This window comes from Nocardia ninae NBRC 108245, assembly GCF_007990755.1.
Lineage (GTDB): Bacteria > Actinomycetota > Actinomycetes > Mycobacteriales > Mycobacteriaceae > Nocardia > Nocardia ninae.
On record NZ_BJXA01000012.1, the window covers coordinates 120355 to 134800 of the forward strand.

Here is a 14446-nt window from a genome sequence, read left to right on the forward strand (position 1 = left end):
CGGGGCTGCGGGAGCGTTTCCCGGACCCCCGTTGTGAATGGGCTTGCATCATCGTGCATAATCATTTGCAGGACGTGCGGGCCGCTGTGGCGGGAAGCCGGTCCGTACTTCGAACACAAGCATCGAAACCGAGGAGCACACAGACCATGTCCGAACGCGTCGTACTCGCCTACTCAGGTGGGCTGGACACCTCCGTGGCGATCAGCTGGATCGCCAAGGAGACCGGCTCCGAGGTGGTGGCCGTGGCCATCGACCTCGGCCAGGGCGGCGAGGACATGAACGTGGTGCGCCAGCGAGCGCTGGACTGCGGCGCGGTCGAGGCCATCGTGGTGGACGCGCGCGACGAGTTCGCCAACGACTACTGCCTGCCGACCATCCAGGCCAACGCCATGTACATGGGCCGCTACCCGCTGGTCTCCGCGATCAGCAGGCCGCTCATCGTCAAGCACCTCGTCGAGGCGGCCAAGTTCCACGGCGCGAGCACCGTCGCGCACGGCTGCACCGGCAAGGGCAACGACCAGGTGCGTTTCGAGGTCGGCATCGGTGCGCTCGCGCCGGACCTGAACGTCATCGCCCCGGTCCGGGACTACGCGTGGACCCGGGAGAAGGCCATCGCCTTCGCCGAGGAGAACGCGCTGCCGATCAACGTCACCAAGAAGTCCCCGTTCTCCATCGACCAGAACGTGTGGGGCCGCGCGGTGGAAACCGGCTTCCTCGAGGACCTCTGGAACGCGCCGACCAAGGACGTCTACGACTACACCGCCGACGCGACGGTCAACTTCGAGGCCCCCGACGAGCTCATCATCACCTTCGAGAAGGGTGTCCCGGTCGCCATCGACGGCCGCCAGGTGAGCGTGCTGGAAGCCATCGTCGAGCTGAACCACCGCGCCGGACGGCAGGGCGTCGGCCGCCTCGACATGGTCGAGGACCGGCTCGTCGGCATCAAGAGCCGCGAGATCTACGAGGCGCCCGGCGCCATCGCGCTGATCACCGCGCACCAGGAGCTCGAGGCCGTCACCGTCGAGCGCGAGCTCGGCCGGTACAAGCGACAGGTCGAGCAGCGCTGGGGCGAGCTGGTCTACGACGGCCTGTGGTACTCCCCGCTCAAGCGCGCGCTGGACGCGTTCGTCGGCGAAACCCAGGAGCACGTCTCCGGCGACATCCGGATGGTGCTGCACGGCGGCAACGCGGTCGTCAACGGCCGCCGCTCCGAGCAGTCCCTCTACGACTTCAACCTCGCCACCTACGACGAGGGCGACACCTTCGACCAGTCGCTGGCCAAGGGTTTCGTGCAGATCCACGGGCTGTCCTCGAAGGTCGCGGCGCGTCGGGATCTGAACCAGAAGTAAGCGCGTGCGCTGAAGTGGCGGGCCGGGGAGCTCTCGGCCCGCCGGCAGGCAGGTGGCGCAAGGTGCGGCCGGTCGGTGCTCGAGTTCGGCGGCACGGCACAGACATCACCCACTGATGACCGCAACCCGAGGAGACAGGACACCATGACGCAGAGCGGCAGCACGAACACCGGTGCGCTCTGGGGCGGGCGTTTCGCGTCCGGACCGGCCGAGGCGATGGCGGCCCTGAGCAAGTCGACGCAGTTCGATTGGGTCCTGGCGCCGTACGACGTTCGCGCTTCGAAGGCGCATGCGCGGGTGTTGCACAAGGCCGGGCTGCTCTCGGAGAGCGATCTCGCCGGGATGCTCACCGGGCTGGATCAGCTTGCCGCGGACGTGGATTCGGGCGCGTTCGGTCCCGCCGAGTCCGATGAGGACGTGCACGGTGCGCTGGAGCGCGGGCTGATCGAGCGGGTCGGCGCCGAGCTCGGCGGTCGGCTGCGTGCGGGGCGGTCGCGGAATGATCAGGTGGCCACGCTGTTCCGGATGTGGTTGCGCGACGGTGTGCGCCGGGTCGCGGCCGGTGTGCTCGACGTGGTCGACGCGCTGGTGGCGCAGGCGGCCGCGCATCCCGACGCGGTGATGCCGGGCAAGACGCACCTGCAGGCCGCGCAACCGGTGCTGCTGGCCCATCACCTGCTCGCGCACGCGCATCCGCTGCTGCGCGACATCGATCGGCTGCGTGACTTCGACAAGCGGGCGGCGGTGTCGCCGTATGGTTCCGGCGCGCTGGCCGGATCGTCGCTCGGGCTCGATCCCGAGGCGATCGCCGCCGAGCTCGATTTCGACGGGTCCGCGGCCAATTCGATCGACGCCACCTCTTCGCGGGACTTCGCCGCCGAGGCCGCGTTCGTGCTCGCCATGATCGGCGTCGATCTCAGCCGGATGGCCGAAGAGGTAATCCTCTGGAGCACACCGGAATTCGGCTACATCACCTTGGCCGACGCCTGGTCCACCGGCTCCTCGATCATGCCGCAGAAGAAGAACCCGGACGTTTCCGAACTCACCCGCGGCAAGGCGGGCAGGCTGATCGGCAACCTCACCGGGCTGCTGGCCACCCTGAAGGCGCAGCCGCTGGCCTATAACCGAGACCTGCAGGAGGACAAGGAACCTCTGTTCGACTCGGTCGCGCAACTGGAACTGCTGCTGCCTGCCATCGCGGGCCTGGTCTCGACGCTCACCTTCCACACCGACCGGATGGCCGAACTCGCCCCCGCCGGCTTCACCCTCGCCACGGACATCGCCGAATGGCTTGTCCGTCAGGGTGTTCCGTTCCGGGTTGCGCACGAGGCGGCCGGCGCTTGTGTCCGGGTCGCCGAATCCCGCGGTGTCGGCCTGGCCGAGCTCACCGACGAGGAATTCGCTGCCATCGACCCCGCCCTCACGCCGAACGTCCGCGAGGTGCTCACCGTTCAGGGTTCCATCGCCTCCCGCAACGCTCGCGGCGGCACCGCGGGCACCCAGGTCGCCCGCCAACTCGACGAAATCGCAGGTGCCACAACCCAGCTCCGCAGCTGGTTGGGCTGAGCCTCGGCGAGTGGCACATGGTGGTGGCAAACGCCGAGTAGGCCTCGCGATGGTGTGCCACTCACGGGGGAAGTAGTTCCGCAACGTGGAGTAGGGGAGCGGCCAGGGCGGGGATTGCCTTGGGATGCCGTAGCTGACCTTTGTGATAGGTGAGCAGGTCTTGTCCGGCGAGGCTCCAGTGCGGGACCGCGTTGTAGAGGTGCGCGGTGATCAGTTGAGGGCCGATCAGCCTGCGGGCATAGTGCGGGTCGGGTGCGACGACGCGGTAGCGGTAGTCGAACGTCGGATTGCCGGTGGCGGTCGGTTTATCGCCGAACAGGCTGCGGCCTAATTGGGAGAGCGAGCCCCGCGACAGCACACTGACCGGCAGGTGCGGCTGCGCCAGCCGCACGATAATGACGATGTAGTGGTGCGTCGTCGAACTACCGTCCGACGACGACGTCTCGTGCTTGTAGTCCGCCACGGTCACCCACCGGCCGCCGAGGTGCCCGGTCATCATCACGCCGAGGCCGCGCGGATTTCGGCCGGGTAGCCGCGACGTCCACTCCGCGCGGGCACGCTCGGTATACGACCACCCGTGCGCCCGCGACCATTCCCACAGCTGAGTTTTGCGCGCCCGCTCGGCACGCATCGACCGCTGGACCGCGACAACGAGCAACACGATCAACGCGACAACCACCGACGCCCCCGCCGCGCCGACGAGCATCACCACATCCATCCCGATCCTCAGTTCCTCGTCGCCGGACGCCGCCGCGCCGCACCCGCGCCGAGTTCCCCCCGGCCACCGCACCACCCACGGCGCGCTGCCCCGTCATTCTCCGGCACTCGTTACGCTGCCGCCATGACCCTGCTGTTTCTCGCCATTGCCATCGCGTCCGAGGTGACCGCAACCGTTTCCCTGAAACTCTCCGACGGATTCAGCAAGGTCATTCCGTCGATCATCGTCGTCATCGGCTACGCCAGCGCCTTCTGGTTCCTCTCCCAAGCCCTAAAGCGCGGCATGCAGATCGGCGTCGCCTACGGCATCTGGTCCGCCGTCGGCGTAGCCGCCATCGCCATCATCGGCGTCCTCTTCCTGGACGAGCGCCTGACCCTCATCCAAGTAGGCGGCATCGCCCTGGTGATCATCGGCGTACTCGCCCTGGAACTCGGCGGCGCACACTGAGACGGCTGCGCCGAGTTCGACGTTCTACGACGCGCACTGAGTGGGTGTGCCGAGCACGACGCTCGACACAGCCGCACATCGTTCTATCGACGGAACTTACTGGTATCCAGGTCGAAATCGAGCGGGGCGGGCAACGTCAACGGGGCACCGAACTGTGCCGTGGCAGTGTGTAGATACTTGCCGTCCGCCGGCTCCCAATAGACCGTGACTTCTGCCCGGTGGCGATCGACCAGTAGATAGGTTGGGATCGACGCCTGAGCGTAGGCATCGCGTTTCTCGAAGCGGTCTACGTCCGCGTCCCGGTCCCGGCCCGAGGTTATCTCGACCACCATTACGACACCGGCCGGATCGGCCCAGGAGGGCTGGTCCTCGAGGTAGTCGAGCGTCGCGACGGCGCCATCGACGCGCGCTCGCCCCTCGCGGTAGGCGGGGATCTTCAACCCGCGCTCGTGAAACAGGTGGAGGTTTGGATGGTGAGATTGAATCTGGACACCGATACGCACCGCGTAGGCGTCGTGTTGGCCATCGGGCGCCGGAACCACGTAGATCCTTCCATTGATCAGCTCGACGTCGACTTCCTCGGACGATGCGCGCTCCAGCACCTCGAACTCCGCGAGGGTCACATCGGCGTCCATGCTGCTCATATCCCCAGGATAACTAGGTGGCGCGAGTTCGGTCCGCTGGTCGTCCAACAGCAGGTGTCGCGCTGCGGTCGGCGGGCTCATGTGGAGACCGGGTTCGATCGCGGGCTGCTACGTTCCACTCTGCAACTCCTTCTACTCGACGACGGGATCGTTGTGCATTTCCTTTGACGTGCGACGCAGCTCAATGGTTCCCGCAAAACTCCGCGACTTTCAGTGCTGAAACTGGGTGCTGGCGATCCACTACTCGCCGAGCCGCCGCCGAGGGCGTTCAGTGCATTGTTTTCTCACCCTAAATACCCGGATTCCGTTGCGCCTCCCGCATTTTGCCGAATACGTCCCATGAGACCTCAGCCCGAACGTAGCATCGGGCGATGGATTGGACGTTTGCTCAGCTGTGCGTGCACGGATGTGGCCGATGACCTCGGACGATGCCGCGAAACAGGCCGAACCGGCCGGCGAATCCGCCGTCGCGTTGCGGGCCGAGGGACTGGTGAAGCGCTACGGCGGGGTGGAGGCGTTGCGCGGCGCGAACTTTCAGGTGAGCGCAGGCGAAGTGGTCGCCTTGATCGGCGACAACGGTGCGGGTAAATCGACTCTGGTGAAATGCCTTTCGGGCGCCGAGCAGCCGGATTCCGGGCGGATTTTGCTGGACGGCAAGCAGGTGGTGCTGAATACGCCCACGGCGGCACGCAAACTCGGCGTGGAGACGGTGTATCAGGACCTCGCGGTGGCCCCCGACCTCGACCCGGCGGCGAACCTCTTCCTCGGCCGCGAGCTGGTGCGCAAGGGCTTGGCGGGCAAGCTCGGCATGCTGGATCGCACCGCGATGAGAGCCCAAGCGGTCGAACACTTTCGGCGCCTGGGCGTCACTCTGCAGAGCGCGGACGTGCCGATCGGCTCGCTGTCGGGCGGACAGCGGCAGAGCGTCGCGGTGGCCAGGGCGGTGATGTGGGCGAGCAAGGTGGTGTTCATGGATGAGCCGACCGCCGCGCTCGGCGTGGTGCAGCGCGAGCGGGTGCTCGAAGTGATCCGCCGGGTCCGCGACGAGGGCATCGCGGTGGTGCTGATCAGCCACAACATGCCGGAGGTGCTGGCCGTCGCTGACCGCATCGAGGTGCTGCGGCTCGGACGGCGGGTGGCTCGGTTCACCGCGGCCGAGGCCACCCTCGAACAGTTGGTCGGCGCGATGACCGGCGCGCTGTCACAGGAGGGTGCGGCATGAGCACGCCAGCAATGCCGGAGCAGAGCGTCAGCGAGGTGCGGGCATGACCGAGGTCAAAACTGTCGACGGCAACGGCGGCCCCGAGTTGCCCGAACGCACTGTCCTGCAACGACTCCTCGGCGCGAGCACGGTCTGGATCGGCGTGGTGCTGGTTGCGCTGTGCATCGTGTTCAGCGTCCTGCGGCCCGATGCGTTCCCCACCCGCTTCACCTTTCAGACGCTGCTGATCGAAACATCGGTGCTGCTGGTGCTTTCGGTGGGCATGACGTTCGTGATCATCACCTCGGGCATCGACCTGTCCGTCGGCATGGTGCTGATCTTCGCCGGCGTGATCGGCGCCAAATCAATGGAGGCGCTGAGCCCGGACCAGGATGCGACCGGCGCGGGCTGGGGCATCATCGGCATCGGTTTCCTGCTTTCCGTTGTAGGCGGCGGTATTTGGGGCCTCATCAACGGATTACTGGTGGCCAAGGCCAAGATTCCGCCACTGATCGTCACGCTCGGTTCGTTCGGCGCCGCCCTCGGCGCGGCCCAGCTGATCACCGGCGGCGTCGACACTCGGACGGTGCCCGAAAAGCTGCGTAACACATTGGGTTTCGGCACCACCTTCGGCGGCATCCCCAACCTGGTGCTGGTCGCCACCGTGGTCACCGTGGTCGCCGCGTGGGTGCTGCACACCACCCGTTTCGGCCGCTACACCTACGCCATCGGCTCCAACGAGGAGGCCGCCCGGCGGTCCGGCATCGCGGTCACCCGGCATCTCGTGCTGGTGTATCTGCTCACCGGCGTGCTCGCGGGCCTGGCGGGTTTCATGAACCTGGCCTACTTCGGCACCACCACCATCGGCGGGCACACCACCGACAACCTGGATGCCATCGCGGGCGTAGTGATCGGCGGCACCAGCCTTTTCGGTGGCGTCGGCTCGATCGTCGGCACCGTGATCGGCGTGTTCATTCCGTCGGTGCTGAAGAAGGGGTTCGTCATCGCGCAGGTGCCGGTGTTCTGGCAGCCGATCGCGGTGAGTGTGGTGCTCGTCGCGGCGGTCTGGTTCGACCAGCTCCGCCGCCGGGCCCGCGATCGGAAATAGGAGTCGACAGTGACAAACAAGATGGCGGAGGTAGCCGAATGACGGTGGCGAAGCGGACGGCGGTGCTGATCGGCGCGATGGTGTCGGTCGGCGCGCTGCTGGTGTCCTGTAGTGGGCAGGTGGGCGATTCGGGTGGCACCGACAGCAAGAAGCTGGTGCTGATTCCGGGCGTCGCGGACGAGCCGTTCTACATCTCGATGCAGTGCGGCGCACAGGAGCAGGCCACCAAGCTCGGCTACAAGCTGGACACCCAGGCACCGACGAAGTTCGACGCGGGATCGCAGACGCCGGTGCTGACCGGCGTGGTGGCGAACAAGCCAGGCGGCATCCTGATCGCGCCGACGCACGCCACCGCGATGGCCAATCCGATCAAGCAGGCCAAGGATTCGGGCATCAAGATTGTCGAGGTGGACACCGCCCTGGACGACACTTCCATCGCGCTGTCTTCGATTTCGTCCGACAACAAGAAGGGCGGCGCGCTCGCCGCGCAAACTCTGGCCAAGCTGGTGGGGGACAAGGGCCCGGTGCTGGTGATCAACACCAAGGCGGGCACGTCCACCACCGACGCGCGGGCGCAGGGCTTCGAGGACGCGATCAAGAGCTTCCCCGGTATTACCTCACTCGGCGTGCAATACAACAACAACGAAGCGGCCCAGGCGGCGTCGATCGTCACCGCGACGCTGGCCGCGCACCCCGACCTCGCCGGCATCTTCGCCACCAACCTCAGCTCGGCCGAGGGCGCGGCGACCGGCCTGCGCAACGCGAACAAGCTCGGCCAGGTGAAACTGGTCGGCTTCGACGCCAGTCCCAAACAGGTCGAGGACCTGAAAGCCGGTACCGTGCAAGCACTTATCGCCCAGGATCCGGCGGGCATCGGCGCCAAAGGCGTCGACCAGGCCGCCGCGGCGATCGAGGGCAAACCGGTCACCCGAAAGATCGAGACCGACATGATCGCGATCACCCAGGCCGACATGGACGCCAACTCGAAGTACTTCTACAAGCGCAAGTGCTGACGCTCGGATGAGGGGCCGACCGGGTGCGCTTCAGCGCCCGGTCGGCACATCCCGGCGGCCCGCCTTCGAGCCGGACTTGATGGCGCGGCTACTCGGCGCCGCCGTTAATCCGCCGCGCGAACTGCGTAACCAGCGTTGGTGAGGGCGTTGAGGACGTCTTCGCGATGGTTGGGGCCGCGGGTTTCCAGGGTGAGGGAAACCTCGACCTCGTCGAGCGCCAGCCAGGTTCCGGTGCGGGCGTGCCACACGTCGACCACGCTGGCCCCGGTCTTACCGACCACCGCAAGCAGCGCGCTCAATCCGCCTGGTTGATCCGAGATCGTCACGCGGACAGCGAGATAGCGGCCCGCCGCGCTCAAGCCGTGGCCGATCAACCGGGTCAGCAGCAGCGGATCGATATTGCCACCCGAGAGGATCGCGCACACCGGACCCTTCAGTTCGAGATCCGCTGCAGCACAACTCATCAGGGCCGCGACCGCCGCCGCACCCGCGGGCTCGACGATCAGCTTGGCCCGTTCCAGACACAGCAGCAGCGCCTTGGACAGTGAATCCTCGTCGACGGTCACCATGGCCGAGACATGCTCGGCCACATGGACGAACGGCACCTGACCCGGCTGCCCGACGGCGATACCGTCGGCCATGGTCGACATTCGCCCGACCCGCACCGGCTTGCCCGCCGCCAGCGAACCCGGCCAGGCGGCCGCCTCTTTCGCCTGCACCCCGATCACCCGCACCTGCGGTGCCAAATGATGCAGCGCCACCGCGATGCCCGCGATCAAGCCGCCGCCACCGGTCGGCACGAGCACGGTGCCGACGTCGGGGATCTGTTCCAGGATTTCCAGCGCCACCGTCGCCTGCCCGGCCACGACGTCGGGGTGGTCGAACGGATGGATCAGCGTCGCACCGGTACGGTCGGCGAACTCGACGGCGGCGTCCAACGCGTCTTCGATGGTCTCGCCCACCTGGCGCACCTCGGCACCGTAGGCCTTGGTGGCGGCCAGCTTCGGCAGCGAGGCGCCGACCGGCATGAATACGGTCGAGGTGATATCCAGCGAGGTCGCCGCCCAGGCCACGCCCTGCGCATGGTTACCGGCACTCGCGGCGACCACGCCGCGCGCCCGGTCCTCGGCGGGCAGGTTAGCAATCCGGTTATAGGCGCCGCGCGGCTTGAACGACCCGGTCCGCTGCAGGTTCTCGCACTTCAGCCACACTTCGGTGCCCGCACGCTCGGACAGCACCCGGGAAGCGACGATGGGCGTTTTCCGAATCACCGGCGCCAGTAATTCCGCCGCCGCCGTGATTCGCTCCATACCGACCAACTCCATGGCGCCCATGCTGCCATCCCGCCCGCAATACGTCCGACGATTCCGGCCGACGCCACACCGCAGGCGCCCGGACCTGCGGTCAGGCCGCCTTGGCGAGGTTGTGCGCGAGCGCGCCGAGGCGTGCCAACCGAGCGTCGCCCAGGGGCGTGAGCCGCCCGCCGAGCCGGTTGGTCACGAAGCCCAGCGACATGCCGGTGGCCGGGTCGGCGAAGGCGCCGGAGCCGCCCAGGCCGAAATGACCGAAGGCGGAGATCGGATCCGCCTTCGACGGGCGCATGGGCACGCCGTGGTAACCGAGCGCCCACGGAATCCGCAGGGCGAGAACGTAATCGGGGGTGAAGATCTGACGGCGACTGACCTCCGCGATGGTGTCGGGGCGGAGCAGCTGGAATCCGTCGAGCTCGCCACCGTTGGCGAGGGCACCGTAGACCCGGGCCAGCGCGCGGGCCGAGAACACCCCGTTGACGCCGGGCATCACCGAATCATGCAGCCGCGGATCGGCAACCAGGTCGGCGAAGCCCTTGGGCGTGGTGTCCATCGCCGCCGAGAACCTGGTCCTGCCGAGCAGTCGGGAGCTGTTCTCCCAGCTCATGCCCGCGACGGTCAGCCGGGGAAAGTTGGTCGCGACCCGGTCGCGCTGCGCCTGCGGCACCCCGAACCAGAGTTCCTCGGCGGCAAGCGGTTCGGCGATCTCGGTGCGCAGCACCTCGGGGAACTCCGTGCCGGTGACCTGCCGCACCAGCTCGGCGACCAAGTGCCCGAAGGTGATTCCGTGATAGCCGCTGGTGTCGAGGTGGCGCGGGTCCGGCGCCGCCGCGGCCAGGGCGGCCGTCACCGCCGCGTCGTCGAAGAAGCGATCGAACGAACCGGGCAGCAGCCCACGCAACCGGTGCAAACCTGCTCGGTGACTGAGCAATGCACGCACCGTGATGCGCTCCTTGCCCGCGGCGCCGAAGTCGGGCCAGTACGTCGCGACCGGCTCGTCGTAGTCGAGCTCACCACGCTCGGCGAGCCGGTGCAGCACCGTGCTGGCCACACCCTTGCCGGTCGAATACGCCATGGCCACGGTGTCGTGTGCCCACGGCACCTCCGGTCGCGCGTAGCCGGCCCAGACGTCGACCACCGGCTCGCCGTGCAGATAGACCGCGAGCGCCCCGCCGCCGTCGAGGGGTCGCCGGAACAGCCGGTCGAACTCGGCGACCAGGGTCGCGAACCGGCGATCTACGAACTGTGTTGCCGAAACCGTCATCGGAAACTCTCTGTAGTACGTGTCCGCATTCCAGAATTGCACGAGCCGCTGCGGCCGCACGCGCACCCCCTAGCCCGCGACCGGTCGGTTCGGTGAACGTTTCCTGAGCGTCACACAGCCGACCTCGATCGCAACACGCCTGGCCTAGCGTGTCCGCATGCCCCCGAGACGACGTTCGGCGCTCCTCGCGAGGTTGGTCGTCGACACACCCGGCCGACCGCAAGTGATCCTCGGCGAACTGCGCCGGGTGATCCTGGACGGGGCGGTGCCGCCGTGCACCGTCATACCGCTGCGCGAGGTGGCCGTACTGTTCGGGGTGAGCCACATCCCGGTCCGTGAGGCGTTGAAGACGCTGATCGGGGAGGGCCTGGTCACCCACGAACCGCACGGCGATTACGTGGTGGCCCAGCTGACCGCCGCCGAACTGCGCGAGATGTACATCGTCCGGGAGACCCTGGAGAACGCCGCCTTGGCCGCGGCCGCGATCAACGCGAGCGCCGCGGACCGCGCGGACCTGATCGCGGTGAACGCGCTGCTCGAACAGGCGATCCGGGACGACGATCCGGTCGCTTACCACCGCCGTTCCCGCGACTTCCACGCCGCGCTGACCAGGCCGTCGCGCCTGTTCCGGCTGCTACACATGTTGGAGTCGGCGTGGAACGTCACCGAGCCGGTGCAGTCCATGGTCCATATCGGCCGCGGCGACCGGGTGCGCTTGCACACCGACCACGCACTCATGATGGACGCGTTTCTCGCGCGCGACGTGGATCGCTTGCTGCTCACCGCCGAACGCCATCACCGCAGACTGGAATCCGTCATCGCGACCTTGCCGACGGACACCGGGTTGCTCGCGCCGGAAGATATATCGGCCGCGCAATAGCCGGGAAATAACGAGGCAATGGTCGGGCAATGCCGCATCCATACGGTCGTTTCGAGCACAGTTCCACCTCTCGGACGGGCAGAACCATGACCGAAACAATTGCGGCACCGAGCATTGCGCCGCCGGCGCGCACCGTCGGTGCGGCCTACGACCCACGCCTCACCAACGCCGATCTCGCGCCGTTACGCACGCAGAGCTGGGGCTCGTACAACTTCTTCGCCTTCTGGATGTCGGACGTGCACAGCGTCGGCGGCTATGTCACCGCGGGCAGCCTGTTCGCGCTGGGCCTGGCCAGCTGGCAGGTGTTGGCGGCCTTGCTGATCGGCATCACCATCGTCTTTTTCTTCTGCAACCTGGTGGCGAAGCCGAGCCAGGTGACCGGCGTGCCGTATCCGGTCATGTGCCGCAGCGCTTTCGGGGTGCTGGGAGCCAACATTCCGGCCATCATCAGAGGCTTGATCGCGGTGGCCTGGTACGGGATTCAGACCTTTCTGGCCTCTGCGGCGCTGGATGTCGTTCTGGTGAAACTCTTTCCGGGACTCGCTCCGTACGCGGTGGCCGACGACTATGGCTTCCTGGGACTTTCGCTGCTCGGCTGGGGCAGCTACCTGACGCTGTGGGTCGTGCAAGCCTGCGTGTTCTGGCGCGGCATGGAAGCCATTCGCAAGTTCATCGATTTCTGCGGGCCCGCGGTCTACGTGGTGATGTTCCTGCTCTGCGGCTACCTGATCGCGAAAGCCGGTTGGGGCGCCATGGATCTGAACCTCGGCGACGTGAAGTACACCGGCTGGGACGCGGTTCCGGTAATGCTCGGCGCGATCGCGCTGGTGGTGTCCTACTTCTCCGGCCCGATGCTGAACTTCGGTGACTTCTCCCGCTACGGAAAGACTTTCGCCGCCGTGCGCCGCGGCAACCTGCTCGGCCTGCCGGTCAACTTCCTGCTCTTCTCGCTGCTGGTGGTGATCACCGCCTCGCTGACGGTCCCGGTCTACGGCGAATTGGTCACCGACCCGGTAGCGACGGTCGCGCGCATCGACAGCACTTTCGCGATCGTGCTGGGCGCGTTGACCTTCACTGTCGCCACCATCGGCATCAATATCGTGGCGAACTTCATCTCCCCGGCCTTCGACTTCTCGCACGTGGACCCGCAGCGGATCAGCTGGCGCGCGGGCGGCATGATCGCCGCGGTCGGCTCGGTGCTGATCACCCCGTGGAACCTGTACAACAACCCCGAGGTGATCCACTACACCCTCGAGGTGCTCGGCGCGTTCATCGGCCCGCTGTTCGGCGTGCTCATCGCCGATTACTACCTGGTGCGTAAACAGCACGTGGTGGTCGACGACCTGTTCACCATGTCCAAGACCGGAAGTTATTGGTACCGCAAGGGATACAACCCAGCGGCCGTGCTCGCGACGGCGGTCGGCGCGCTGGTCGCGGTGATCCCGGTGCTGGCCAAGGACCTTCCCGGCATGTACACGGCGGCGCAGTACAGCTGGTTCATCGGTTGCGGCCTCGGCTTCGCGGTGTACTACGTGGTCGCCACCAGAACGCGGTGGGCCGTACGCGGAGTACCGGCCTGATGCGGATCCGGTTGATCAACCCGAACACGACGCGGGCGATGACCGACACCATCGAGGAATGTGCCAGGGCCGTCGCCGATCCCGGCACCCTCCTCGATGCGGTGACCGCCGAGATGGGGCCCGCGTCGATCGAGAGTCATTATGACGAAGCCCTCAGCGTCCCAGGCGTTCTCGCCGCCATCAGACGCGGCGAGGAAGCAGGTGTCGACGGCTATGTGATCGCCTGCTTCGGTGATCCGGGCTTGGACGCCGCGCGGGAACTGGCCGGCGGACCGGTGATCGGTATCGCCGAGGCGGGCATGCAGGCGGCCAGTCATCTGGGTCGTGGGTTCAGCGTCGTCACGACATTGCACCGGACCATCGGACGCGCGTCCGACCTGGTGGAACGGTATGGGCGGCAACGGTTCTGCCGCGGCATCCACGCCTGTGAGCTCCCGGTACTCGCACTGGCCACGGACCCGGACGCCCGCAAGGTCGTCACCGAGGCCTGCCGGACGGCGGTGGACGCGGACGGCTCCGACGCGATCGTGCTCGGCTGCGCGGGCATGGCGGACCTGTGCGCGCACATCCGCGCCGAGATCGGGGTACCGGTGATCGACGGGGTGGCGGCGGCGACGCTGACCGTGCAGTCGCTGATCACCCTGGGACTGCGCAAGTCGGGTGGGGGAGAGTTCGCGGCGCCGCCGCCCAAGCCGTATTCGGGGCCGCTGCGTTCGTTCGGGCTATGAGTGCGAACTCACGCGGCGACGGCGGTGTGCAGCGTCTGCAGCACGGCATCCGGATCGTCGACATCGACGACGACCCTGGTGAAGTCGGCGCCGGAGAGCTCGATGCGCAGTGCGCGTCCGTCGAACCTGGTGTCCCAGAACTCTTTACGTCCCTTGCCGCGGAACGTCCCCGCGGCGATCACGCCGGGGAAGAAGGTGCCGGGTGCGCGTACCCACGGCGGACGCCGATCGACCTCGGCCTTGGTGACCGCGGTGATGTTCGCTAGATCGAAGGTGATGTGCTCACGCAGGGCGAGGACCTGATGTCCGCCGACCACCTGGATCGTCACGGTCGTACCCGTGACCTCGATTTCGACCATCGCGCACCTCACGTCGGGAGAGAACCTCTGACGTCTCCCACAATGCAAGGCGGACCTGGTCATAGCCTGTGCCCTTCCTTTGATTATTCTCAGTCTTTGCGCCACATTGCCTTACTTAGATATGCGCATCTAAATATGTGATCGCCTTGATCGTGCGATCTTCGGTCCCGAGCGTGTCGGCACAAAACAGCAAGGGCGGGATGGGATTCTCATCCTGCTCCACCTGTTCCTGCACGTCCGCATTCCGACGTCGGCGCACCGGTCGCTCGGAAAACCGTC

At 66.9% G+C, this 14446-nt stretch carries 14 protein-coding genes; 9 read left to right on the forward strand and 5 right to left on the reverse strand.

All coding sequences use genetic code 11. From position 1 onward, the window contains the following. Positions 1-146 precede the first annotated feature (146 nt). Both NN4_RS12085 and argH read left to right on the forward strand, forming a co-directional pair. Complete coding sequence (locus tag NN4_RS12085) at positions 147-1349, forward strand: argininosuccinate synthase (RefSeq protein ID WP_147130006.1); 1203 nt, start codon at positions 147-149, stop codon at positions 1347-1349. A 144-nt stretch (positions 1350-1493) separates the two neighbouring features. After that, on the forward strand, positions 1494-2915 hold the full coding sequence (argH, locus tag NN4_RS12090) for an argininosuccinate lyase (protein ID WP_147130007.1): 1422 nt from the start codon (positions 1494-1496) through the stop codon (positions 2913-2915). A 61-nt stretch (positions 2916-2976) separates the two neighbouring features. On the opposite strand, the gene NN4_RS12095 is transcribed toward argH, so the two are convergent. Further along, positions 2977-3633: a hypothetical protein gene (locus NN4_RS12095; RefSeq protein WP_147130008.1), complete on the reverse strand. Its 657-nt coding sequence runs from the start codon at positions 3631-3633 to the stop codon at positions 2977-2979. Positions 3634-3756: 123 nt separating this feature from the next. On the opposite strand from NN4_RS12095, the gene NN4_RS12100 reads away from it, so the two are divergent. Further along, positions 3757-4080 (forward strand): DMT family transporter, encoded by a 324-nt coding sequence (locus NN4_RS12100; RefSeq protein WP_147130009.1) that lies wholly within the window; start codon positions 3757-3759, stop codon positions 4078-4080. A gap of 83 nt (positions 4081-4163) precedes the next feature. Here the strand turns inward: NN4_RS12100 and NN4_RS12105 are convergent, their stop codons facing one another. Beyond that, entirely contained in the window at positions 4164-4724 is a 561-nt protein-coding gene (locus NN4_RS12105) for a Uma2 family endonuclease (RefSeq protein WP_147130010.1), read from the reverse strand. Between the two features lie 415 nt (positions 4725-5139). On the opposite strand from NN4_RS12105, the gene NN4_RS12110 reads away from it, so the two are divergent. Genes NN4_RS12110 through NN4_RS12120 form a run of 3 tightly spaced genes read left to right on the forward strand, consistent with a single transcriptional unit; the run spans position 5140 to position 8046 of the window. After that, positions 5140-5946, forward strand: coding sequence for an ATP-binding cassette domain-containing protein (locus tag NN4_RS12110; RefSeq protein WP_222595025.1), 807 nt, complete (start codon positions 5140-5142; stop codon positions 5944-5946). Between the two features lie 43 nt (positions 5947-5989). Beyond that, positions 5990-7033, forward strand: a complete 1044-nt coding sequence (locus NN4_RS12115) for an ABC transporter permease (RefSeq protein ID WP_147130011.1) — start codon at positions 5990-5992, stop codon at positions 7031-7033. A gap of 38 nt (positions 7034-7071) precedes the next feature. Then, a complete protein-coding gene (locus tag NN4_RS12120; RefSeq protein ID WP_147130012.1) occupies positions 7072-8046 on the forward strand; it encodes an ABC transporter substrate-binding protein in 975 nt (324 codons plus the stop codon). A gap of 104 nt (positions 8047-8150) precedes the next feature. Here NN4_RS12120 and ilvA read toward each other — a convergent pair whose 3' ends face one another. Together ilvA and NN4_RS12130 are read right to left on the reverse strand one after the other, a co-directional pair. Further along, positions 8151-9380: a threonine ammonia-lyase gene (gene ilvA, locus NN4_RS12125; RefSeq protein WP_147130013.1), complete on the reverse strand. Its 1230-nt coding sequence runs from the start codon at positions 9378-9380 to the stop codon at positions 8151-8153. A gap of 70 nt (positions 9381-9450) precedes the next feature. Further along, on the reverse strand, positions 9451-10620 hold the full coding sequence (locus NN4_RS12130; RefSeq protein WP_147130014.1) for a serine hydrolase domain-containing protein: 1170 nt from the start codon (positions 10618-10620) through the stop codon (positions 9451-9453). Positions 10621-10777: 157 nt separating this feature from the next. Between NN4_RS12130 and NN4_RS12135 the strand changes: the two genes are divergently transcribed. The 3 genes from NN4_RS12135 to NN4_RS12145 all read left to right on the forward strand — a co-directional run bounded on the left by NN4_RS12135 (position 10778) and on the right by NN4_RS12145 (position 13808). Then, the gene (locus NN4_RS12135) at positions 10778-11500 is read left to right on the forward strand and encodes a GntR family transcriptional regulator (protein WP_147130015.1); all 723 of its coding nucleotides are present in this window, start codon (positions 10778-10780) and stop codon (positions 11498-11500) included. An 86-nt stretch (positions 11501-11586) separates the two neighbouring features. Continuing rightward, positions 11587-13080, forward strand: coding sequence for an NCS1 family nucleobase:cation symporter-1 (locus NN4_RS12140; RefSeq protein WP_147130016.1), 1494 nt, complete (start codon positions 11587-11589; stop codon positions 13078-13080). After that, positions 13080-13808 (forward strand): aspartate/glutamate racemase family protein, encoded by a 729-nt coding sequence (locus tag NN4_RS12145; protein ID WP_147130017.1) that lies wholly within the window; start codon positions 13080-13082, stop codon positions 13806-13808. Before NN4_RS12140 ends, NN4_RS12145 begins: the two co-directional genes overlap by 1 nt. A gap of 8 nt (positions 13809-13816) precedes the next feature. On the opposite strand, the gene NN4_RS12150 is transcribed toward NN4_RS12145, so the two are convergent. Then, positions 13817-14167, reverse strand: a complete 351-nt coding sequence (locus tag NN4_RS12150) for a hypothetical protein (protein WP_135236110.1) — start codon at positions 14165-14167, stop codon at positions 13817-13819. Positions 14168-14446 lie beyond the last annotated feature (279 nt).